At 61.7% G+C, this 22,750-nt stretch carries 15 protein-coding genes and 3 pseudogenes; 7 read left to right on the forward strand and 11 right to left on the reverse strand.

Annotation, left to right across the window (positions count from 1 at the left end):
- The first annotated feature begins 155 nt into the window (after positions 1-155).
- The 4 genes and pseudogenes from IAE39_RS04925 (at position 156) to IAE39_RS04940 (ending at position 6,020) form a co-directional block, all read left to right on the forward strand.
- Positions 156-2,333: a TonB-dependent siderophore receptor gene (locus IAE39_RS04925; protein WP_201199860.1), complete on the forward strand. Its 2,178-nt coding sequence runs from the start codon at positions 156-158 to the stop codon at positions 2,331-2,333.
- A 598-nt stretch (positions 2,334-2,931) separates the two neighbouring features.
- On the forward strand, positions 2,932-3,969 hold the full coding sequence (locus IAE39_RS04930) for a PDDEXK nuclease domain-containing protein (protein ID WP_201199869.1): 1,038 nt from the start codon (positions 2,932-2,934) through the stop codon (positions 3,967-3,969).
- A 36-nt stretch (positions 3,970-4,005) separates the two neighbouring features.
- Positions 4,006-4,384: pseudogene (locus tag IAE39_RS04935) on the forward strand (hypothetical protein); the annotation flags it as partial.
- 415 nt (positions 4,385-4,799) lie between these two features.
- Entirely contained in the window at positions 4,800-6,020 is a 1,221-nt protein-coding gene (locus IAE39_RS04940) for a glycosyltransferase family 4 protein (RefSeq protein ID WP_201199871.1), read from the forward strand.
- A gap of 15 nt (positions 6,021-6,035) precedes the next feature.
- On the opposite strand, the gene IAE39_RS04945 is transcribed toward IAE39_RS04940, so the two are convergent.
- Together IAE39_RS04945 and IAE39_RS04950 are read right to left on the reverse strand one after the other, a co-directional pair.
- On the reverse strand, positions 6,036-6,992 hold the full coding sequence (locus IAE39_RS04945) for a FecR domain-containing protein (protein ID WP_201199873.1): 957 nt from the start codon (positions 6,990-6,992) through the stop codon (positions 6,036-6,038).
- Entirely contained in the window at positions 6,985-7,524 is a 540-nt protein-coding gene (locus tag IAE39_RS04950; protein WP_201199875.1) for a sigma-70 family RNA polymerase sigma factor, read from the reverse strand. The genes IAE39_RS04945 and IAE39_RS04950 overlap by 8 nt, the downstream gene beginning before the upstream one ends.
- Positions 7,525-7,712: 188 nt before the next feature.
- On the opposite strand from IAE39_RS04950, the pseudogene IAE39_RS30065 reads away from it, so the two are divergent.
- Together IAE39_RS30065 and IAE39_RS04955 are read left to right on the forward strand one after the other, a co-directional pair.
- Positions 7,713-8,076, forward strand: a pseudogene (locus IAE39_RS30065) (STN domain-containing protein); the annotation flags it as partial.
- A gap of 59 nt (positions 8,077-8,135) precedes the next feature.
- Positions 8,136-10,652, forward strand: a pseudogene (locus tag IAE39_RS04955) (TonB-dependent receptor domain-containing protein); the annotation flags it as partial.
- A gap of 288 nt (positions 10,653-10,940) precedes the next feature.
- On the opposite strand, the gene IAE39_RS04960 reads toward IAE39_RS04955, so the two are convergent.
- From IAE39_RS04960 to exaC, 9 genes are all read right to left on the reverse strand, one after another.
- A complete protein-coding gene (locus IAE39_RS04960) occupies positions 10,941-11,642 on the reverse strand; it encodes a LexA family transcriptional regulator (RefSeq protein WP_201199879.1) in 702 nt (233 codons plus the stop codon).
- A 614-nt stretch (positions 11,643-12,256) separates the two neighbouring features.
- Positions 12,257-12,784 (reverse strand): inorganic diphosphatase, encoded by a 528-nt coding sequence (gene ppa, locus IAE39_RS04965; RefSeq protein WP_003255365.1) that lies wholly within the window; start codon positions 12,782-12,784, stop codon positions 12,257-12,259.
- A gap of 93 nt (positions 12,785-12,877) precedes the next feature.
- Positions 12,878-13,693, reverse strand: coding sequence for a zinc-dependent peptidase (locus tag IAE39_RS04970; protein ID WP_201199881.1), 816 nt, complete (start codon positions 13,691-13,693; stop codon positions 12,878-12,880).
- 8 nt (positions 13,694-13,701) lie between these two features.
- The gene (locus IAE39_RS04975; protein ID WP_019472362.1) at positions 13,702-14,349 is read right to left on the reverse strand and encodes a DedA family protein; all 648 of its coding nucleotides are present in this window, start codon (positions 14,347-14,349) and stop codon (positions 13,702-13,704) included.
- A 263-nt stretch (positions 14,350-14,612) separates the two neighbouring features.
- A complete protein-coding gene (locus IAE39_RS04980) occupies positions 14,613-15,071 on the reverse strand; it encodes a GNAT family N-acetyltransferase (RefSeq protein WP_201199883.1) in 459 nt (152 codons plus the stop codon).
- Positions 15,072-15,180: 109 nt separating this feature from the next.
- Complete coding sequence (gene eutC, locus IAE39_RS04985) at positions 15,181-15,999, reverse strand: ethanolamine ammonia-lyase subunit EutC (protein ID WP_201199885.1); 819 nt, start codon at positions 15,997-15,999, stop codon at positions 15,181-15,183.
- An 8-nt stretch (positions 16,000-16,007) separates the two neighbouring features.
- Positions 16,008-17,402 carry an ethanolamine ammonia-lyase subunit EutB gene (locus tag IAE39_RS04990; RefSeq protein ID WP_201199887.1) on the reverse strand — a complete coding sequence of 465 codons (1,395 nt, stop codon included), beginning with the start codon at positions 17,400-17,402 and terminating at the stop codon, positions 16,008-16,010.
- 46 nt (positions 17,403-17,448) lie between these two features.
- Positions 17,449-18,897, reverse strand: a complete 1,449-nt coding sequence (gene eat, locus IAE39_RS04995) for an ethanolamine permease (protein WP_201199889.1) — start codon at positions 18,895-18,897, stop codon at positions 17,449-17,451.
- Positions 18,898-19,126: 229 nt separating this feature from the next.
- Complete coding sequence (gene exaC, locus IAE39_RS05000) at positions 19,127-20,647, reverse strand: acetaldehyde dehydrogenase ExaC (RefSeq protein WP_201199891.1); 1,521 nt, start codon at positions 20,645-20,647, stop codon at positions 19,127-19,129.
- A gap of 255 nt (positions 20,648-20,902) precedes the next feature.
- On the opposite strand from exaC, the gene IAE39_RS05005 reads away from it, so the two are divergent.
- On the forward strand, positions 20,903-22,750 hold a 1,848-nt coding region (locus IAE39_RS05005), incomplete at its 3' end, for a sigma-54-dependent Fis family transcriptional regulator (protein ID WP_236548408.1).

The following is a 22,750-nucleotide window of genomic DNA, read 5'->3' on the forward strand; positions in this document are numbered from 1 at the left end:
AGTTACGAATCATCCCATTGCCGGTGGGGCGAGGGCAACGCCCCAATGTGTTAAGAAGGTTAATGATGCTGCACCCCCGTTTTCGCTCCGGTATCGTTCGCAAAAAGCAACTTGTTTCGTTTGCGAATTATTATCACTTGGGCGAAAGGTGTGTCATGAACGGTTTCAAAGGTGTGGGGCGCTCGCGACGGGCGCGGGGCTGGTTGGTACTCGGGTTGCTGGCGCCATTTTCGTTGTCGGCACTGGCTGAAACGGTGGCCACCCAGGCGGCTGCCGAGGACGGCGCACTCGACCTGCCGGCACTCACCATCGAAGGCAACCGGCTGTACGACATGCTGCCCTCGGAACAAACCGGTGGCTACAGCGTCGATGCGGCCACCGTAGGCACCAAGACACCGGCAGCGCTCAAGGACATCCCGCAGTCGATCACCGTGTACACCCAGGACTACGTCAAGGATCGCCAGTTCGTGCACCTGGACGACCTGGCCAAGTACACCGCCGGCCTGCGTACCCTGACCAACGACAGCGGCCGTTCGTCGATCTACGCCCGGGGCTATGAGTACAGCGAGTTCAACATCGATGGTTTGCCGGCGCCCATGGCCAGCATCTTCGGCACCGTGCCGTCGCTGGCTGCGTTCGACCGCGTCGAAATCATGCGCGGCCCGGCCGGGCTGTTCAGTAGCACCAGTGAGCTGGGCGGTATCGTCAACATGGTGCGCAAGCGCCCGACCGCCGAGTTCCAGGGGCATATCGAAGGCAGCTACGGCACCTGGGACACCAACCACGAAGAAATCGACCTGAGCGGGCCGCTGGACGATGCCGGCCGCGTGCGCGGGCGTTTCATCGCCTCGCGTGACGACACCAATGGCGAGGTCGACTACAACGCCAATACCAGCAACAGCTACTACGGTGCGCTGGACATCGACCTGGACGACGCCACCACGCTGTCGTTCGGCCTGATGCATGAAGTGAAGAACATCACCCCGCACAACGGCTACCCGGCTACGTTGTCCGGCGAGGTGCCCGACTTCAGCCATTCGCGCTTCCTGGGTGCCGACTGGAACTACTTCGACGGCAAGACCACCGACCTGGTTGCCGAGCTGACCCACCGCTTCGACAACGGCGGCTACGGCCGCGTTGCGGCGCGGGGTTCGCACCGCGACACCAATTACCTGTACGCCTTCACCGCAACCAACGCTACTACTGGCGCCAACTCCGAGCGCGCCAGCGCGCGTGATTTCACCCAGGACACCTATTCGCTGGATGCCAGCTACAGCCAGCCGTTCGAAACCTTCGGCCAGGTCAGCGAGTTCGTGGTCGGCAGCGATTACAAGAACTACGACACCGAGTACCTCAATGGCACCACCAACCTGGGCGCCATCAACGTCAACACCTACTCGCCCAAACAGTTCGCCAAGCCGTCGCCCAACTACAGCACCGAGACCGGCATGCAGGAAGAGGAATACGGCCTGTACTCCAAGGTCACCTTCCGCCCGGTCGAGCGCCTGGCGCTGATCGCCGGTGGGCGCTTCAGCTGGTACCGCGGCGACTTCTACACCACCACCCTCAGCAGCGGCGCCACCAGCAACGACAGCAAACGCGTCGATGGCCACTTCACCCCGTATGGCGGCGTGGTCTACGACCTGACCGACAACCACGCGCTGTACGCCAGCTACTCGCAGGTGTTCAAACCGCAGTCCGACACCGACAGCAATGGCCGGGTGCTGAAACCGCGCGAAGGTGAGCAGTACGAGTTCGGCCTGAAGAGCAGCTACTTCGGCGGTGACCTGAACACCCGCTTGTCGGTGTTCCGCCTGACCGACAAGAACCGCGCCACCACCCTGTACGACGCTGACGGTGTGGCGACCACCGACTCGGTTGCCGCTGGCAAGACACGCGTGAAGGGTGCCGAAGTGGAAGTGAGCGGCAAGCTGACGCCGAACTGGGAGTTGCTGGCCGGTTACACCTGGATGGAGACCGAGACCGTCAAGGGCGATGCCGAGACCACGTTCTTCATCATGCCGCGCAACCAGGCTTCGCTGTGGAGCAAGTACACCATCAGCCAAGGCCCGCTGACCGGCCTGGCCATTGGCGGCGGCATTTCGGCGATGAGCAACTTCTACGCCGAGAACGGCGGCGTGCGCATTGATGCGCCCGGCTATGCCACCGTGGATGCGATGCTGTCGTACCCGGTGACCTCGAAGCTGACCGCCACCTTCAACGTCAACAACCTGTTCGACCGGGACTACCTGTCGCGGGTGGGGTCGACTTCGACGTTCAACTTCTATGGGCCGTCGCGCAGCATGATGGTTGGGGCGCGGTATGACTTCTAAAAATCAGTTTTTTCCCGTTGCGTGTAGGTCGTTTCTGAAATTAGCTTCCTATCGCCTTTGCGCCATTGCGGTGGTGTTCTCGGCGGCCTAGTCTGGCCCTGTCGTTGCCAAATCAGCGACCGGGCCTGCAAGCCCGTAGAGAGCAAAAAATGTCCACTATCGATAGCCAATGGCAGGCCATTGCGCGCGCTTGATGGTGGCTACGTATGGGAGGTTTTCGAACCTGCCGGGTTTTGCTCTCTGCCGGTCTTGCAGACCCGTACGTGGCCGCCACCCATCACACTGCAAGTCATGGGTGGCAGCTCTAGCCAATCTATAGAGAGTGTCATCATGCTAAATATTGTTCCCGATCCACCCCACGCCGTTCACTCCCTCGAATACAACCTCACTCAGGCCTCGGGCTTTGCACCAAGGCCAAGTTGATCTTTCGGCTGTGTCGGGCCTTTCGTGGGTAAACCCGCAATGAGCTCGGCATGAGGCATTGAGCGCTGGATATGTCCTGAAAAGCTTGTAACAAGGGACGCCGTTCATCTCTGGAGTAACCTATTCACTCAGGCCAACGCTATGCCCCGCAGGCGGCAATTGAAGAGGAGAAACCATGACCGACCTGTTTACAAACCTGACAGCACCACCCGAAGGCTATGGCGACTGGTTGTCCGAACTCAAGGTTCGCATTCAAAGCGCACAGCAGCGCGCAGCTTTGGCGGTCAACCGAGAACTGGTTCTGCTCTACTGGCAGATCGGCCATGACATTCTGGTTCGTCAGAGCCTGCAAGGTTGGGGCGCCAAGGTGATTGATCGGTTAGCCGTGGATTTGCGTGTTGCATTTCCAGAGATGAAGGGCTTCTCACCACGCAATCTGAAATACATGCGGGCATTTGCTGCAGCCTGGCCAGATTCGCAGTTTGTGCAAGAGACGCTTGCACAATTGCCTTGGTATCACCAGTTGACGCTGCTGGAGAAATTGTCCAATGCACAGTCACGTCGTTGGTACGCGGCCCAGGCGATCGAACACAACTGGTCGCGAAATATTCTTGTCATTCAGATTGAAAGCCAGCTGATGGAGCGTAAAGGGCAGGCCCTGAGTAATTTTGAGCAGAGCCTTCCCAAGGTCGAGTCTGACCTCGCACGCGAGTCGCTCAAAGATCCATATCGCTTCGACTTCCTTACTTTGACGGCTGATTCTCAAGAGAGAGAAATTGAGCAGGCTCTGGTCAAGCATGTGACGGACTTTCTACTCGAGCTCGGTTCCGGATTTGCCTTTGTAGGGCGTCAGGTCTTGCTGGATGTTGGCGGGGACGAGTTCTTCATCGACCTGCTCTTCTATCACCTCAAGCTGCGTTGCTACGTGGTGATTGAGTTGAAGGCAGGAAAGTTTAAGCCAGAGCATCTAGGGCAGTTGAGCTTCTATCTGACCGCTGTTGACGCTCAGGTCAAGCATCAACAGGACGGACCGACAATAGGTCTGCTTCTGTGCAAAAGCAAAAACAAGGTTGTTGCGGAGTATGCGTTGCGCGACAGTCGAAGACCCATGGGTGTGGCTGAGTACCAATTGATTGAATCGTTACCACCTGAACTGCAAACTAGTTTGCCTAGTATCGAGGATATCGAGCGAGAACTCGCTCTAGGTAAATGAAGCCGGGTGGCTTAAATGAATCGGTGGAAACACCTGTACGCGCTGTACGCCAGTTACTCGCAGGTGTTCAAGCCGCAGTCCGACACCGACAGCAATGGCCGGGTGCTGAAACCGCGCGAAGGTGAGCAGTGGAGCAAGTACACCATCAGCCAAGACCCGCTGACCGGCCTGGCCATTGGCGGCGGCATTTCGGCGATGAGCAACTTCTACGCCGAGAACGGCGGCGTGCGCATCCCCGGGGTATGCAACCGTGGATGCGATGCTGTCGTACCCGGTGACCTCGAAGCTGACCGCCACCTTCAATGTCAACAACCTGTTCGACCGGGACTACCTGTCGCGGGTGGGGTCGACTTCGACGTTCAACTTCTATGGGCCGTCGCGCAGCATGACGGTGGGGGCGCGGTATGACTTCTGAGCATTGGCTCTGATGACGGCACTTACCCTTGTGTAAGCCCTGATTGATGGGGTGCCGGGGCGGGCCCTTTCGCGGGTAAACCCGCTCCTACACGGCATGCGCGTACTGTGTAGGAGCGGGTTTACCCGCGAAAGGGCCCGCCCAGGGTTCGTCGATTTTCAGCAAATACACACGTAGAAACAGAGGCTTGTAAATGATCTGATTATTCATGGCTCAAATCGTGACAATTTTTTGCCGCATGGCGTGTGCGATCGACGAACGCGCACTACAGTAAATGCCCAACGGAGCGCTTGCTGGATGTGCAGCAGGCCTGCAAGGACGCTGGAACGTTGTTGAGATGGACGGCTGTTGTTCAGGAGTAAGCCCCATGTAAACAATCCAATGGCGAGTGTCCAGGCATCCCTGCGAGGGGAACATGATTGACGACTCCTACATCCTCTTTACCCGCATTCCCATTGTGGTCAATGAGCAAGGTGAACACTTCACCGACCCTTTGTGGGTCAAGGACATCGAGCTCCACCTGACCTATATAGAAAACTTCGCAATCTGCTGCCCTGTCGATAAAAGCCAGAATGTGGAGGGGCTGCAGAGCATCAGCCATCTGAACTTCAGAGGGTGTCATGCATTAAGAAAAGACCATGGGTTTGCTTCTGTATTAAAGAATTTCCTGCCGAATTTCATAACGGTCATCCGGGCCTGCAAGCTCGCCAGGATCGTTCATTCTGACGGTGCCGGCTGGGCATTCCCGTTATCCTTCTACCTGTTGCCCCTAAAGCCCTTGTTCCGCTTTCAGTGGGTTATCGTCATTGAGTCTTCATTCTGGATGCTCGGGCGGGGGGATGCGCGGACCCTCAGAAAAGTCCTCGAGCACCATGTGCATACCTGGGTACTGAAGCGCTGCCTGAGGTTGGCGAATGCCAGGATCTTCACTCAATCCTTCTACAAGGACTACTTCCTAGGCGGTGATAACCGGCACACATTGATCAACCCGGCCAGCTGGCTCGATAAAAAATTCATGGTCACCCCGCAAGCCGTCAGAAAAAGATTCGAGGGCAAGCAAAACGGCACGCTCAACCTGATTTACCCCTCACGCCTGGTCATGGATAAAGGTGTTCTGGTCGTCCTGGAAGCCATTGAGCAACTGGCGGTTGAAGGCGTCGACATCACGCTCACCATCATGGGAGAGGGCGATCTGAAAGCGCACTGCCTGCGCTTTGCAACCGAGCACCAGGGCGCCGTCGCGGTGAAGTTCATCAACGCAGTCGATTACGGCAGGGACTTCTTTGCAATCATTGCCCGGCATGACTGGCTGCTGGTTCCGACCTTGAAGCAGGAACAGCCGCGGATCATCTTCGACGCATTCAGCCAGGGCGTTCCGGTCATAGGCTCCGACACCAGCGGGGTGCTGGACATTACCAGCCAGCACAACGCCCTGACCTTTGAAACCGGCAACCCGTCCAGCCTGGCGGAGCGTATTCGTCATGTTGCCCGGCACCCCGAGCTGGCGCTGGAAATGGGGCTCGCCGGGCTGGAGTATGCGACGGGGAAAACACACTTGCAGATGCATCAGGTGCGCGCGGCATTCCTGAAGGAGAGTTTGACGCCCTCTGCCAGCCTGCGCGCCGGGCATGACTGACGAAGGGCTGCCTGATCAGCGGCTGATAAGCACCCGACCACCCTCTTGCTGAACCTGCAGCCCGTAGGTTTGCGCCAGCATGGCCAACGCCAGCGGCAGGTCATCGACCGGAAAGGTGCCTGATACCCGCAGCTCGCCCAATACAGGGTCGCACGCCAGGCGTTGGTCGGTGTAGCGCATCAACGCCTGCGTCCACTGGCGCAATGGCATGTCATCGGCCACCAGCAGGCCGCGTTGCCAAGCCAGGCCGGTGTCATGCACCTCCTCGATACGCCCCAGACGCTCCCGGCTGAATCGAACCTGCTGCCCGGCGCGGATAATGTTCTCGCCGGCCGCCACCTTGGTGCCTTCGGGGCGTACCTGCACGGCGCCTTCATACACCTCAAGCAAGGTATCCCCGGCCAGCTGGCGCACGCTGAACCGCGTACCCAACGCGAGCAGCTGGCCATGCGAGGTCTGCACCCTCAGCGGCCGTGGGTCGGCAGCGGTCACGATGTATACCTCGCCACGGCGCAGGTGCAGCAGCCGTTGCGCGCTGTCGAAAAGCAGGTTCAGGGCACTGTCGGTATTGAGGGTGATCTGCGTGCCGTCGGCGAGCCGTGCGTGTTTACGCTCACCCACAGCCGTTTGGTAATCACCGGCAAAACGCCCGGCCTGCGAGTGCCAGCCCCACCACCCAAGCGGGGCGCTACCCAGCAGCAGAACCAGGCCGCGCAGAACCGCACGCCTGCCCGAGGGGCGTTGCAGGGCCTGACTGGCCAGCGTTGGCGGCAGGCTGCCCAGGCGTGAAAGCAGGCGCTGCGCCCTTTTCCAGGCACGTTCGTGCTCTTCACTGGCAAGCCGCCAGCGCTCCAGTTCCAGCTGTTGGGCAGGCAGCAGTGGCCCTTCCTGCATCAGCATCAGCCATGATGCTGCCTGGGCAAGCACAGGCTGCGCGATGGCACCGTCCGGCGTTGCAGTGCCGTTATTCATCAGGCATCTGCGCCAGGCAGGCCACGTAAGCTTCGTGGATGTATTTCTTGACCGTTGGCAGTGCAATGTTCAGGGCAACCGCGATGTCCTTCTGTTTCATCCCGTCCAGTGTTGCCAGCAGAAACGCCTGCCTTACTCGCGGGCGCAGCCTGTCGAGTACCTCGTCGATTTCGTGCAAGGTTTCAAGGATCACGCTGTGTAGCTCAGGCGAAGGCTGCTCAGGCTCTGGCAGCAAAAGCAATGCTTCAAGCCAGGCCTGCTCCAGCGACTGGCGGCGCCGCCAACTTACCAGCACGCAATTGGCGATGCGGGTCAGGAACGCCCGCGGTTGAAGAATTGGCTCGGCCCTTGCGCCTTGCCGGCTGGCAAGCACCCGCAGAAACGTGTCATGGGCGAGATCGTCGGCGACCCCACGCCCCCACGAGCGCAATCTGTAAGCAAGCCAGTTGCGCAGCCAGGCGTGGTTCTCGATGTACAGCGTTTCGATGCTGCACGGGTCGGTACTGTTCGGCGGGGAGAAAGGGGCATTCATCGTCGATTGAACTGATACAAGGACTGTCGCAAATGCAAACCATTATCACTAGAATTGCTCAAGTCACAAGGCCAGTTCGGTAAATTCGGATGCTGCCCACTCATTCATATCCTTTTTTCGGTCTCGTGCGACAGAGGAGGTAACAGCCCGCGTAAGGAGTGGGCGCCAACCCTGCCAACGAGAAAAACATGCTCCCAGTACGTTGTCCTTCACCTGCTCCGCGCCCTCGGCCTTGCCTGTCGCCTATCACCTTTGCCCTGCGCTGCACGATGATCAGCTGCTGCGGGGCAGGCCTGCTGAACACCAGCCTGGCATTGGCCCAGGACACCGCCACGCCTGCGCTCACGGCTACCCGCCTGGACGATGCCACGCTGCGTGATTACGACATTGCCCAAGGCCCCTTGGGCGCGGCCCTCGGCAGCTTCAGCAGCCAGTCGGGGCTACTGCTGTCGTACGAGCCTGAGCTGACCCGCGGGCGAACGGTGCCCGCCTTGAAAGGGCGGTATACGGTCAACGAGGGCATGCAACGGCTGCTGGCGAACTCCGGGTTGCGGCTGGTGCCAAGCGCCACAGGCAGCTACGTGCTGATGGCGCAGGGCGCTCCTGCCAATGCTGCGGCTGAGCTGTCGCCGACAATGGTCGAGGCCGCCGCGCAGGGGCCGCAGCTGGATACCTACAGGGCACCACGTTCGTCGGTGCACCTGAACAGCGAGCAGATCGACCGCTTCGGCCGGGTGTCTGCGGGCGACTTGCTCAACGGTGTGCCCGGTGTGCAGGTCGGCGACACCCGTAATGGCGGTGCGCTGGACGTCAACATCCGCGGCATCCAGGGGCAGAGCCGGGTAGCGGTCAAGGTCGATGGCTCGGAGCAGGCCCTGGATGTTTATCGAGGCTATGGCGGTACCCAGCAACGCAGCTACATCGATCCCGACCTGATCAGCAGTGTGACCGTAAACAAAGGGCCGTCGACCAAGTCCGGGGCAATCGGTGGCAGCGTGGAGATGCAGACGATCGGTGTGCAGGACATTCTGGTGGACGGTAACCAGGTCGGCGTACGCCTCAAAGGCGATTTCTGGAACAACGGCGTAGCCCCCGTTCACCGCAGCGCCAGTTCCAAAGATGAAAGCCTGTCTGCGCCACCACGCCACAGCCGCGGCAGCCTGTTTGGCTCCGAGGCCGAATCTGGCAGCGCGGCCTTTGCCTTCACCACCGAGCGGCTGGACGTGGTGGCGGCGTATGCACACCGCAACCAGGGCAACTACTTTTCCGGCAAGAATGGCCAGGGCCGCTACCGCATCCATGACGAATACGGCCGTGAGCAGCCGAGCGTGGCGATGACCTACAACGCCGGCGAAGAAGTGCTCAACTCTTCATCGAAAACCGACTCGTACCTGCTGAAGGCAAGCTGGCGGATCGCCGACGACCATACCCTGGAGCTGGGCTATCGCCGCTACGACGGTCGCACTGCCGAGATCATGCCTTCCGATATCTACCGTTTCGGCACTGCCGGTATCTACCAGTACCCCCTGGGCGAGGTGGAGATCGATACCTACACGGCGCGCTACCACTACCTGCCCGCCGGCAACCCGTGGGTCGACCTGACCAGCAACCTGTGGATGACCGATGCCAGGACCAGCTTGTTGAGTTCGGCCTGGACGGCACCTGCTTCACAACTGTTTCGCTCTGACCGCAGCTGGACCCGCCAGGACAACCGCCGTATTGGTGGCGACCTGAACAATGTCTCCCGGTTCGAGACCGCCCATGGCGATTTCAAGCTCGACCTGGGCGGTGCCTTTCAGCTCGAAGACCTGCAACCGCAGAAAAGTGTGCTTATCACCCAGCATGACATCGATGCCAACCGTACCCTGCGCGATGCCTCCAGGCAGGAGTTCAGCTTCAACGGCAAGCTCGAGTACCAGCCTGTCGAGCAACTGACTTTGTGGGGCGGTGGCCGTTACAGCCACTTCCGCACCAAGGACAACACCGTGGTGGCCACCGCCCGGCGAGAGGACCGTGAGGTGCGGTACATATCGGCGAGTGGCCCGAAAGGCTGGGGCAGCATGACCTGGTTCCCCGATCAGAACGGTCAGTACACCGACGCCACCGACCCCAGGCTCAACAACGGCATCGTCTTCGGCAATAGCAATGAACCGTTCAATGGCGTGCGCTTCAACGACTTCGGCGCGACAAGCGTGGAGGTCAACCCAGAAGGCATCAGTAGCGTGGTCACAGGCTACGACCACAGCCCGCAGGGCAGCAGCAGTGGCGGCGGCTTTTCGCCGGCATTCGGCATCAACGTCGAGCTGATGCCCGACACGTTCTTCTATGTCACCTACACCCAAGGCTTGCGCCTGCCGTCTTTGTTCGAGACCAGCCAGGGCACCCAGCAAGTCGCCCCCGGCAAAAGCCTGAAGCCCGAACGCTCGCAAAGCTGGGAGATCGGCGTCAGTGCGCTGCGCGACAACCTGTTTACCGAGCACGATTCGGCCGCAATCAAGCTTGCCTATTTCGACAACGTGATCAAGAACTACATCACCCGTTACTACGACCCAAGCCCCGGGCTTTGGGGCCTGATGACCTTCAGCAACACTGACAGTTTCAGCACCCGCGGCCTTGAGTTGCAATCGCACTACGACGCCGGCCGTGTGTTCGCCGACCTGTCGGCCACCTACTACCTCAAGACCGAGACCTGCGATGCGGAATTTGCCGGCAAACTGCGCGCCACGGCCAACCCGTATCAAAAGACCGAGAACACACCGAACTGTACGCCGGGCAGTTTCATGGGCTCTTACACCAACACCCAGAACCCGCCACGGTTTTCAGCCAACCTGACCAGCGGCATGCGTTTCTTTGACGAGGCATTGACCGTGGGTGGGCGGGTGACCTACACCTCCGGGCCTACCAATACCCTCGACAAGCCGTGGCAGTCTGGCGCCACGACGCCGCAGATCGAATACCGCTCGGTTGCGCTGTTCGATCTGTTCCTCAAGTACAAGTTGCTCGAAAACACCGAGGTGAATGCGTCGCTGCAGAACCTGACCGATCGCTACTACCTGGACCCGTTGGCGCAAAGCTTCATGCCGGCACCGGGGCGGACGCTGCGGGTGGGGGTAGTGACGCGGTTCTGAAGCCCCTGGGAGGGCGCTGGTGTAGAGGTTTCACCAGCGCTCCGACATTTCTGCGGGCATTAAAAAGCCGGCTTGTGGCCGGCTTCTCGGGGACGCTTCCGACTAATTTATGGTAAGCCGCAACCGCCTTAACTGTGTGGCCAGCAAGGGCCTGAAAGAGATGGCAGATACCCGTGTGGGATATCGCCGAGCCCTCTGGACTGCGGCTTGCGCCGGTCGGGGCTGAATGTGCCGCGTAGCATACAAGGGCGAGCGCAGGATGCCCAGCAAAAAATGGCACAGGGTGTTTCAGCCGGGCCGCTGCTGACGGAAATGCGACCAATGGAACACCCAGCCCAGTATTTCCAGGCCCTGCGCCTGACGCTGCGCAAGGGTGTAGCGTTCGACCGCGTAGTTGTGTCGATCATGGCTGTGCAGGTACAGCGTGCCGTGCTGGCCAACGCTGAGGTTGTTCACCCTGAGTGAGCCGTTGTGCAGCAAGGCATAGGTTTCACCGTCGACCACCTGGGTCATGCCCAGGTCGATGACCAGGGTGGCCTCCAGCGGTATCAGTGGGAGCATGTTGCTGTCCGGCATCGCCACACTGATCGCATTGGCAGCCTGTACACCCAAGCGCTTCAGGGCTTTGGCCGGCAGCCGCAGGTGCTTGCTGGTCACTGGGGACAACAGGCCCCTGTTCAGTTCGTAGTACGGCACATTCACGAGCCGACCGTGGTCTACCGACAGCGGAGTAAGCGGGTTGGCGGGGGTTGGCCGCGGCGGGCCGTTGCGCAGGATCGGGTTGGGGTGCTTGGGCCCCTCACCGCTGCGCAGCCAGCGGCGGTGTACACAGAACAGGTCGGCCAGTTCGTCCAGCCGCGCCAGCGGCACCCCGCGTTTGAACCAATTGTTCACGTGCTGCGCTGTGACGCCGCGCTGGGCGGCGAAATCGGAAGGGGTCAGGCCACATTCGTGGAGCAGGGCCTTTAGGCGGTCACCGGAAGTGTTCATGCCGGCGAGTGTAGCGGCGCGGTGCCAGCAAGGATATGAACCGGGTGTTGACGAGGTTTGTGGGAAAACAGGCTGTTTGTAGGGCGCTGGTGTAGGAATGCGTAGGATTAATTACCGCCATTAACATCAACGCGCTCTCATGGAACTGCGCATAACTCATTGAATTGGCGGGGACACTGTGGGAGCGGCTTTAGCCGCGAACACCGGCGCAGCCGGTGCCATGCACCGCATTGGATTCTTCGCGGCTAAAGCCGCTCCCACATAGCCTGCATCGCCTTCAAGGCAGGCACAGTACCTGTAGGAGCGGCCTTGCCGGGGCGCCGGACCGGTCGGATGGGCTGCGCAGCAGCCCCGGCAATTTGTGCATCTGTGCGGAAATCCTGGGGCGGCTGCGCAGCCCATCGCGACACAAGGCCGCTCCTACAAGTGCCAGTGCTGGCCAGGAGGAATATGCAAGACAGTTGCTCCCACAGAGTATGCGGACCGCTTGCGAACTCAGTTTTCTGCGCGACAGCGCAGCCCAAAGGGCTGGGTGATTTCCTATAGGGATCACGCCAGGTCATTTATTCAGGCATAAAAAAACCCCGCAGAGCGGGGTTTTTCTGCAACCGGTATCAGCCTTTGTAGGCAGCGACCGATTTGGTGATCGCGGCACGGGCGGCGTCAGCGCCTTCCCAGCCTTCGATCTTGACCCACTTGCCCTTCTCGAGATCTTTGTAGTTGGCAAAGAAGTGCTCGATCTGCTGGATCAGCAGGGCTGGCAGGTCGGTGTATTCCTTCACGTCGACGTACAGCTGCGACAGCTTGTCGTGAGGAACAGCGATGACCTTGGCGTCGCCGCCGCCGTCGTCGGTCATGTTCAGTACGCCAACCGGACGGGCGCGGATAACCGAGCCTGGGGCTACCGGGTAAGGGGTAACGACCAGCACGTCCAGCGGATCACCGTCGTCAGCCAGGGTGTTCGGGATGAAGCCGTAGTTGGCTGGGTAGAACATTGGGGTAGCCATGAAACGGTCGACGAACAGGGTGTCGCTGTCCTTGTCGATCTCGTATTTGATCGGCGCGTGGTTGGCCGGGATCTCGATGGCGACGTAGATGTCGTTCGGCAGGTCTTTGCCCGCCGGAATCTTGCTGTAGCTCATTGGGCAGTGCCCCCGTGTTTGACCAAAAAAGTGGCGGCGATTATAGGCACATTCTGCCGGGGCATGCCACGCCTGGCCTGATGTGCGGCCCCGTCAGGCGTGGCTTTCGCGGTATTCGGGGTGTTCGGCCTGCAGCCGGCACAGGCGCGCCAGCGGGTCTTGCCGGTAGAACAGCGACAACTGGCGGTAGACCAACGGATAAGCCTGTTGCAGCAGGTCGGGGGCACTAAAGAAGTATTCGCTGGTAACGGCAAAGAACTCCGCCGGGTTTTCCGCTGCGTAAGGGTCGATGGCGGTTTCAGCGTCGGGGTTGGCGTCCAGCTGGCGGTTGAGGTCGTCGTAGGCCTGCTGCATGGCGGTTGCCCACGCGTCCACCGGCATGCCGCTGTGCAGCGGCGGCAGGCCGTTGGCATCGCCATTGAGCATGTCGAGCTTGTGTGCCAGCTCATGGATGACCAGGTTGTAGGCTTCCCAGCCGCCACTGGCCAGCACGCCGTTCCAGGCCAGGATGATCGGCCCTTGCTGCCAGGCTTCACCGCTGTGTTCGCCGTCCCACACATGCTCCACGCCACTGGCATCGCGGTGGCGCTGCGGGCTCTTGAAGTCGTCGGGGTACAGGATGATTTCGTGGAAGCCCTGGTACCAGTTCAGCTCACCCAAATGCAGCAGGGGTAGCTGCGCCTGGGCAGCGAGCAACAGCCGCTGCTCGTCGTCCGGCTCGACGCCGGGCAGGCAGGTGAGGTGCTTGTCGAGCAGGAACAGGATGCAGGCTTCGCGCAGCCAGTGGTCTTCTTCGTCAGTGATGCCGTCCAGCATTGGCAGGCGCTCGCGTACGGCCTGCCATTGCTGTGGCGTGATCGGGTAACGCGCCAGGGTGCGCTTGCGCCGCCAGGCGCTGAACGACCACATGGGGGCGTTCAGTGAGCCTTGGCCGCACGGCCCAGGCGGCCACGCAGCAGGCCGAGGATCATCGGTACCAGCGACAGCACGATGATACCCACCACCATCAGCGACAGGTGCTGCTTGATGAAGGGCACGTTGCCGAAGAAGTAGCCGAGGGTGACCAGGCCACCGACCCACAGCAGCGAACCGGCGACGCTGAAGCCGAGGAAACGCGGGTAATGCATATGCGCGATACCGGCGACGAACGGCGCGAAGGTACGCAGGATGGGCAGGAAACGGGCCAGGGTCACGGTCTTGCCGCCGTGGCGTTCATAGAACTCGTGGGTGCGCTGCAAGTAGTCGCGGCGGAAGATTTTTGAATTGGGGTTGTTGAACAGGCGCTCGCCGGCCGTTCGCCCGATCACGTAATTGGTGCTGTCGCCGAGGATGGCGGCGGCCATCAGCAGGCCGGCCAGCAATACCGGGTCCATGCCGCCGCCAGCGGCCACGGCACCGGCGATGAACAGCAGCGAATCGCCCGGCAGGAACGGCATCACCACCAGCCCGGTTTCACAGAAAATCACGGTGAACAGGATGGCGTAGATCCAGGGACCGTAATTGGTGACCAGCAGATCGAGATAGGCATCGAGATGCAGGATAAGGTCCAGCGGGTTGAAATCCATGTACAGCACCTGTGTTCTGGGGCGTAGGCTCGGTTACCGGGGGATGGGTAAATTTTCACACATGACAGGAGGGGCATTATACGGCTAAGTGAAGAACATGCCCGGGGAGTTTGTAGCGGGGGGTTACGATGCGGGTGTATTCCTGTGCTGGCCTCTTCGCGGGTAAACCGCTCCCACAGGAAACCATGACCTCCAGGCATGTGGTGACCCTGTGGGAGCGGGTTCATCGAGGCGTCGAACCGCCGCGAAGAGGCCAGTACAGGTCAATCCTGGCTGATGGGCAGGATGTAGTTCTCGAACTCGGTATCCTTGTGAAAGCCAATGGACTCATAAGTTTTGCGAGCCACGTCATTACCGGCACTGGTCGAAACCCGCATACGCACGGCGTTGGTTTCCTTGGCCATCTTCTTCGCTTCGCGCATCAGGTGGTCGGCCACCAGCATGCGCCGCGAGTCTTCGGCCACGTAGATATCGTTGAGAATCCATACCCGCTTCAGCGACAGCGACGAATAGCTCGGGTACAGCTGGCAGAAGCCCATCAACTTGGAATCGTCATCATCCGGCAGCGCCAGGTAGATCACCGATTCATCCCGCTTCAGGCGCTTTTCCAGAAAGCTGCGCGAACTGTCGGGGTAGGGCAGCTGCCCATAAAACTCACGGTATTTGACGAACAACGGCGTGAGCAGGTCGAGGTGTTCCAGGGTTGCCTTGATGATGCGCATGTGCGGCCCTCAGAGTCCATTTGGGGAAACAGCGGAATGCCAGCAGCTTTCAAGGGCATGCTGCCCCAATGCGCAGGGCAAGTGCAATCCGCCTTCCGTGACATGTTCTTTAACCTTTGCCGAGCAGAAAGTTACCTTTCTGGCCGGCACTGCCTTCACTCTCCAGGCTATGGACCTCGGCTTCGTCCTTCAGATTCACCCCGGACAGCTGGCGCCTGCAGGCTTCGCGCATCAAGTACAGCAGCCGGTGCGCCGCCATGCCATAGCTCAAGCCCTCCAGGCGGATGTTGGAAATACAGTTTCGGTAGGCATCGGTCAGGCCGACCTTGGGCGCATAGGTGAAATACAGGCCCAGGCTGTCTGGCGAGCTGAGCCCGGGGCGTTCGCCGATCAGCATCACGGTCATGCGGGCGCCCAACAGTTCGCCAACTTCGTCGGCCACTGCCACACGGCCTTGCTGCACCAGCACGACCGGCGCGCTGGTCCAGCCGTCGGCGGCCGCCTGTTCCTCGAAACGGCTCAGGAATGGCAGGGTATGGCGGTGTACGGCCAGCGCCGACAGGCCGTCGGCGACGACGATGGCCAGGTCGACGCCGCCGGGGTTGGCCTGGGCGTGCTGGCGCAGGGTGGTGATCGAGTCTTCGTTCAGGCGCCGCCCCAGGTCTGGCCGTTGCAGGTACTGGTGGCGGTCGCTGGCGGCGCTGTGCAGCACCAGGCTTTCGCGCCCGCGGTCACCCAGTTGGGTAGCCAGGCCTGCGTGGTCGAAGGCCAGGTGCACGGCATCACGGGCCTGGGCATGGGCGAACTGGAAGTCCAGTTGCGCCCCGGTCGGCAGGCTGGTGCCGGTGCGGCCCAGGGCGATGCGCGCCGGGGTGAGGTTGCGCAGGGCCAGCCAGGGGTTGTCGGGGGTAGGCGTGCGATGGTCCATGGTCATCCCTATGCAAGCTGTGCCAAGGCCTGGCGGAAGGCCGGCGGCAGGTTGTCACCGAAGCGCACCCGGCCATCGGCCTGGGTGAAGATGCCGGTGCGGGCCAGCCATGCCTCGAATTCCGGCCCGGGCTTCAGGCCCAGGGTCTGGCGCGCGTACAGCGCGTCATGGAACGAGGTGGTCTGGTAATTGAGCATGATGTCGTCGGAGCCGGGGATGCCCATGATGAAGTTGATCCCGGCCACCCCCAGCAGGGTCAGCAGGGTGTCCATGTCGTCCTGGTCGGCTTCGGCGTGGTTGGTGTAGCAGATGTCGCAGCCCATCGGCACGCCCAGCAGCTTGCCGCAGAAGTGGTCCTCGAGGCCTGCGCGGATGATCTGCTTGCCGTTGTACAGGTACTCCGGGCCAATGAAACCGACCACGGTGTTGACCAGAAACGGTTTGAAATGGCGGGCCACGGCATAGGCGCGGGTTTCGCAGGTCTGCTGGTCGACACCATGGTGGGCGTTGGCCGACAGGGCGCTGCCCTGCCCGGTCTCGAAGTACATCAGGTTTTGCCCAAGGGTGCCGCGCTTGAGCGACAGGCCGGCTTCGTAGCCTTCCTGCAGTACGTTCAGGTTGATGCCGAAGCCGGCGTTGGCCGCCTCGGTGCCGGCGATGGATTGGAACACCAGGTCCAGCGGCACGCCTCGGTTGATCGCCTCGATCGAGGTGGTGACGTGGGTCAGCACGCAGGACTGGGTGGGGATGTCGTAGCGCTGGATGATCGCGTCGAGCATTTCCAGCAGGGCGCAGATCGAAGCGATGCTGTCGGTGGCCGGGTTGATGCCGATCATCGCGTCGCCGTTGCCATACAACAGGCCGTCGAGAATGCTGGCGGCAATGCCGGCCGGTTCATCGGTCGGGTGGTTGGGCTGCAGCCGGGTCGACAGGCGCCCGCGCAGGCCCATGGTGCCGCGAAAGCGCGTGACCACGCGGATTTTCTGCGCCACCAGCACCAGGTCCTGCACGCGCATGATCTTCGATACCGCCGCCGCCATTTCCGGCGTCAGCCCGGGCGCCAAGGCGCGCAGGCTGTCTTCGTTGGCTTCTTCGCTGAGCAGCCAGTCGCGCAGGCCGCCGACGGTCAGGTGGCTGACCGGGGCGAAGGCCAGGGCATCGTGGCTGTCGATGATCAGCCGGGTCACTTCATCGGCTTCGTAGGGGATCAGGGCTTCACTGAGAAAATGCGTCAGCGGGATATTGGCCAACGCCATTTGCGCGGCGACCCGTTCGCCGTCGTTGCTGGCCGCAACGCCTGCCAGGTAGTCACCGGAGCGCGCCGGGCTGGCCTTGGCCATCACGTCCTTGAGGCTGTCGAAGCGGTAGACCAGGTGGCCGACCGTGTGTACGAAACTTGCCATACAGAATCTCCAGAGCCGCGGGTTGCCCCGCGGCGGGTGGCGGCGATCAGTGCAGGGCCTCTTCGGCCTTCTGGATCGCGGCGAATTCCTCTTCCGGTGTGCCCGCGACCAGGTGGTGGCGGCTGTAGAAAGCAAAGTAGGCAATTAATACCGCATAGATCACTGCGGCGCCAATCACCACGCGCGGGTCGACCAGGAAACCGGCGACCACGGCGATGCAGGCCAGCACCAGGGCCAGGCCGGACGTGAAGATGCCGCCAGGGGTGCGATACGGGCGCTCCATCTTCGGCCGGCGGATGCGCAGGGTGATGTGCGCGGCCATCATCAGCACGTACGACAGGGTGGCACCGAACACTGCTACCAGAATCAGCAGGTCGCCCTGGCCGGTCAGCGACAGGGCAAAACCGATGATGCCGGGGATGACCAGGGCCAGCACCGGGGCCTTGCTCTTGTTGGTTTCCGACAGCTTGCGTGGCAGGTAGCCGGCGCGGGACAGGGCGAAGATCTGCCGGGAATAGGCGTAGATGATCGAGAAGAAGCTGGCGATCAGCCCGGCCAGGCCGACCAGGTTGACGAAGCTGCCCATCCAGGTGGAGCCACCGTAGGCCTTGGCCAGCGCTTCGACCAGCGGGTTGCCGGAGGCTTTCAGCGCTTCCGAACCGGCGCCGCCGGGGCCGACCACCAGGATCAGCAGGGCGAATGCCACCAGCACCAGCATGGCGCCGATCAGGCCGCGTGGCAGGTCACGTTTGGGGTTCTTGGTTTCTTCGGCGGCCAGCGGAACGCCTTCGACGGCCAGGAAGAACCAGATGGCATAGGGGATGGCCGCCCATACGCCGACATAGCCGAATGGCAGGAAGCTGCTGGCGCCTGCGGCGTCCGTTTTGGCGATGTCGAACAGGTTGGCTGCATCAAAATGGGGCACCATCGCCACCAGGAACACGCCCAGGGCAATGGCGGCGATGGCGGTGATGATGAACATCAGCTTCAGTGCTTCGCCCACGCCGAAAATGTGGATGCCGATGAACACCACGTAGAACGCCAGGTAGATCATCCAGCCACCGATGCCGAACAACGACTGGCAATACGCGCCGATGAAAGTGGCGATGGCGGCGGGGGCGATGGCGTATTCGATGAGGATTGCCGTGCCGGTCAGAAAACCGCCCCACGGGCCGAAGGCGCTGCGGGCAAAGCCGTAGCCGCCGCCCGCGGTAGGGATCATCGACGATAGCTCGGCTAGCGAGAAGCACATGCACAGGTACATGGTTGCCATCAGCAAGGTGGCAAGGAACATGCCGCCCCAGCCGCCCTGTGCCAGGCCGAAGTTCCAGCCGGCGTAATCGCCGGAGATGACATAGGCCACACCCAGGCCGACCAGCAGTACCCAGCCGGCGGCGCCTTTTTTCAGTTCACGTTGCTGGAAATAGTCTGAGCCGACCTTTTCGAAGTCGACGGAAGAGCCTGCCGGCGAGCCGGCGGAATGATCGCTTGGCATAGTTTCACCTGTTGTTTTTCTTGGTGGCCGGAAGGGTTTCGGGCCGATGGTGATGGGTACTGCAGGAAGCGAGCCAGAGCGGCTGGTGCACGATTGCCGCCCTGGAATTTGTGTTTGCAGGTCTGGCCTCTTCGCGGGTGAACCCGCTCCTACAAAGGATGTGCGGTCCCTGTAGGAGCGGCCTTGTGTCGCGATGGGCTGCAAAGCAGCCCCGAGGCCCTCCCAGGTTTTAGAAGAAGCCCAACGGATTGATGTCGTAGCTCACCAGCAGGTTCTTGGTCTGCTGATAGTGGTCGAGCATCATCTTGTGCGTCTCACGCCCAACCCCAGACTTCTTGTAGCCACCGAACGCGGCATGCGCCGGGTACAGGTGGTAGCAGTTGGTCCACACGCGGCCAGCCTTGATCCCGCGGCCCATGCGGTAAGCCCGGTTGATGTCGCGGGTCCACACGCCGGCACCCAGGCCGAACTCGGTGTCGTTGGCAATCGCCAGCGCTTCGGCTTCATCCTTGAAGGTGGTCACGCTCACCACCGGGCCAAAGATTTCTTCCTGGAACACGCGCATGCGGTTGTTGCCCTTGAGCAGGGTCGGCTGGATGTAGTAACCGGTGGCCAGCGAACCTTCCAGTTTCTCCACCTTGCCGCCGGTCAGCAGTTCGGCGCCTTCCTTCTGGGCGATGTCGAGGTACGACAGGATCTTCTCGAACTGCTGCTGCGAAGCCTGGGCGCCGACCATGGTGTCGGTGTCCAGCGGGTCGCCGCGCTTGATCTGCAGCACCTTCTTCATCACCACTTCCATGAACTGCGGGTAGATCGACTCCTGTACCAGCGCCCGCGACGGGCAGGTGCACACTTCGCCCTGGTTGAAGAACGCCAGCACCATGCCTTCGGCGGCCTTCTCGATGAAGCTCGGCTCGGCCTGCATGATGTCTTCGAAGTACACGTTCGGCGACTTGCCGCCCAGTTCGACGGTGGACGGGATGATGTTTTCGGCTGCGCATTTCATGATGTGCGAGCCCACCGGGGTGGAGCCGGTGAAGGCGATCTTGGCGATGCGCTTGCTGGTAGCCAGCGCTTCACCGGCCTCGCGGCCATAGCCTTGCACCACGTTGAGCACGCCTTTTGGCAGCAGGTCGCCGATCACTTCCAGCAGTACGGTGATGCCCAGCGGGGTCTGCTCGGCCGGCTTTAGCACCACGCAGTTGCCGGCGGCCAGGGCCGGGGCGAGTTTCCAGGCGGCCATCAGGATCGGGAAGTTCCACGGGATGATCTGCCCGACCACGCCCAGCGGCTCGTGAATGTGGTAGGCCACGGTGCCTTCGTTGATCTCGGCGGCACCGCCTTCCTGGGCGCGGATGCAGCCAGCAAAGTAGCGGAAGTGGTCGACTGCCAGCGGAATGTCGGCATTCAGGGTTTCGCGGATGGGCTTGCCGTTGTCCCAGGTTTCGGTAATGGCCAGCAGTTCGAGGTTCTGCTCGATGCGGTCGGCAATCTTCAGCAGCACATTGGAGCGGTCCTGCACTGAGGTACGGCCCCAGGCGTCGGCAGCTGCGTGGGCGGCGTCGAGCGCTTTATCGATGTCTTCGGCAGTGGAGCGGGGGAATTCAGCGATCAGCTTGCCATTCACCGGGGAGGTATTTTCGAAATACTGACCCTTTACCGGAGGAACGAACTCACCACCGATGTAGTTGCCGTAGCGGCTCTTGAAGGAAACCTTCGCGCCTTCGGTACCGGGATGTGCGTAACGCATGGTGTGTCTCCTGGCTATTGTGTTTGTTAGGGAGTTGAAAAGCGTAGAGCAAAGGTTGGGCCAGCGTTGGCGGTACCAGGCAAATCAATGACTTGGGTCAGTTTCACAGGCCTGGGCAAGCGCCGCTGTGCCAGCGCCGGTACGCATGGGGGTGACACTTTGTGCCATTTGCGACACGTCACCGGCACATGCATTGCAAAGCCTTCACGGGTGGAGGATGCTGGCTGAACGCTCTATCTGCGGAGAACTACAACAATGCAGAGCAATCATTTCAGCCGCCATGCCCGCCAGGTGCATGACGTTGCCCATGGTGGCCCCGGTGAGGGCGGCAGTGACCCGTCCATTGCCCGCTCCTGGCTACGCTGCCTGGAGGACTACCACCTTGATCCCGCCGTGATCGAGGCCCCGGTGGTGCTTGAGCACGGGCGCCTGCTGGAAAGCCGCGAGCGCCTGCGCCAGGTGCTGCAAATTGCCGACCACGAAATGAACAGCCTGCACCAGCAGCTTTCCGGGGCTGGCCATGCGGTTTTGTTGACCGATGCCCGCGGGGTGATCCTCAACTGCGTCAGCGCCCCCGGCGAACGGCGCAGCTTCGAGCATGCCGGGCTGTGGCTGGGCGCCGACTGGAGCGAGGCGCGCGAGGGCACCAACGGCATCGGCACCTGCCTGGTCGAGCGCCAGGCGCTGACCATTCACCAGAACGAGCACTTCCGTGGTCGCCACACCGGCCTGACCTGCTCGGCCAGCCCGGTATTCGACCCGCATGGCGAGTTGCTGGCGGTGCTGGATGTGTCTTCGGCACGGCCCGACGTATCGCGGCAAAGCCAGTTCCACACCATGGCGCTGGTCAACCTGTCGGCGAAGATGATCGAAAGCTGCTACTTCCTGCGCCATTTCGAGCAGCAGTGGCTGCTGCGTTTTCACCTGCAGGCCGAGTCGGTTGGCCTGTTCAGCGAAGGCTTGCTGGCCTTCGACGGCGACGGGCGTATCTGTGCGGCCAACCAGAGCGCGCTCAATTTGCTGGGCACCGTGCGCGGCGGCGTGCTGGGCAAACCGCTGGAACGCTTCTTTGCCTGTAGCCATGACGAACTGTTCAGCCGCGCCACGCCAGGCGGCAGCACCGCCTGGCCGCTGCGCACCCTGGACGGCCGCCAGGTGTTCGCCAGCCTGCGTGGCCAGGCACGGGCGCCGGTGTGGTCGGTGCCCGCCGCCCAGCCGCTGCCGGTGCGTGAAGTGGAGCCACTGGTGTGCCTGCTGGACCCGGCCCTGCAAAACGATTTCCGCCGCAGCGTGCGGGTGTTCGAGCGCGATGTGCCCTTGTTGCTGCGCGGCGAGACCGGTTGCGGCAAGGAAGCCTTCGCCCAGGCTGTGCATCAGGCCAGTGAACGTCGCGCCAAACCGTTCGTCGCCATCAACTGCGCCTCCATCCCGGAAAGCCTGATCGAGAGCGAACTGTTCGGTTACCGCGGAGGCAGCTTTACCGGTGCACGCAAGGAAGGCATGCGCGGCAAGCTGTTGCAGGCCGACGGCGGTACCTTGCTGCTGGACGAGATCGGCGACATGCCATTGGCCCTGCAAACCCGCCTGCTGCGGGTGCTGGAAGAGCGCCAGGTGGTGCCGATCGGTGGCGAGCCGCAAGCCGTGGACGTGCGCATTGTCAGTGCCACCCACCGCGACCTGCTGGAGCGGGTGGAGCAGGGCAGCTTCCGCGAAGACCTGTATTACCGCCTGAATGGTCTGGAAGTGGCGTTGCCGGCGGTACGCGAGCGCAGTGACAAGGCGCAGTTGCTGGACTTTCTGCTGCGCCAGGAGGCGCAGGGGCACCCTATCGACATCGAACCCAAGGCGCGCCAGGCACTGCTCGACTTTGCCTGGCCGGGCAACGTGCGGCAGATGCGCAATGTGCTGCGCACCCTGGTGGCGCTTTGCGAAGATGCCCGCATAGCTGTTTCGGATCTCCCCGCCATCATCCGCAACAATCCCGTCCCTGTAGGAGCGGCCTTGTGTCGCGAAAGGGCCGCAGAGCGGCCCCAGGGCCTCAGCCGAGCAGCCCAGATTGCCGGGGCTGCTGCGCAGCCCGATCGCGACGCAAGGCCGCTCCGA

This window comes from Pseudomonas sp. S37 (assembly GCF_016658545.1).
In the GTDB taxonomy this organism is placed as follows: domain Bacteria; phylum Pseudomonadota; class Gammaproteobacteria; order Pseudomonadales; family Pseudomonadaceae; genus Aquipseudomonas.

Coding starts and splice junctions, on each gene's coding strand:
- IAE39_RS04945 (WP_201199873.1), bottom strand. CDS start 6,992: ATGAATAACGGCACTGCAACGCCGGACGGTGCCATCGCGCAGCCTGTG.
- IAE39_RS04960 (WP_201199879.1), bottom strand. CDS start 11,642: ATGAACACTTCCGGTGACCGCCTAAAGGCCCTGCTCCACGAATGTGGC.
- IAE39_RS04930 (WP_201199869.1), top strand. CDS start 2,932: ATGACCGACCTGTTTACAAACCTGACAGCACCACCCGAAGGCTATGGC.
- IAE39_RS04950 (WP_201199875.1), bottom strand. CDS start 7,524: ATGAATGCCCCTTTCTCCCCGCCGAACAGTACCGACCCGTGCAGCATC.
- IAE39_RS04970 (WP_201199881.1), bottom strand. CDS start 13,693: ATGTGGTCGTTCAGCGCCTGGCGGCGCAAGCGCACCCTGGCGCGTTAC.
- IAE39_RS04940 (WP_201199871.1), top strand. CDS start 4,800: ATGATTGACGACTCCTACATCCTCTTTACCCGCATTCCCATTGTGGTC.
- IAE39_RS04975 (WP_019472362.1), bottom strand. CDS start 14,349: ATGGATTTCAACCCGCTGGACCTTATCCTGCATCTCGATGCCTATCTC.
- IAE39_RS04925 (WP_201199860.1), top strand. CDS start 156: ATGAACGGTTTCAAAGGTGTGGGGCGCTCGCGACGGGCGCGGGGCTGG.
- ppa (WP_003255365.1), bottom strand. CDS start 12,784: ATGAGCTACAGCAAGATTCCGGCGGGCAAAGACCTGCCGAACGACATC.
- IAE39_RS04990 (WP_201199887.1), bottom strand. CDS start 17,402: ATGGCAAGTTTCGTACACACGGTCGGCCACCTGGTCTACCGCTTCGAC.
- eat (WP_201199889.1), bottom strand. CDS start 18,897: ATGCCAAGCGATCATTCCGCCGGCTCGCCGGCAGGCTCTTCCGTCGAC.
- exaC (WP_201199891.1), bottom strand. CDS start 20,647: ATGCGTTACGCACATCCCGGTACCGAAGGCGCGAAGGTTTCCTTCAAG.
- eutC (WP_201199885.1), bottom strand. CDS start 15,999: ATGGACCATCGCACGCCTACCCCCGACAACCCCTGGCTGGCCCTGCGC.
- IAE39_RS04980 (WP_201199883.1), bottom strand. CDS start 15,071: ATGCGCATCATCAAGGCAACCCTGGAACACCTCGACCTGCTCACGCCG.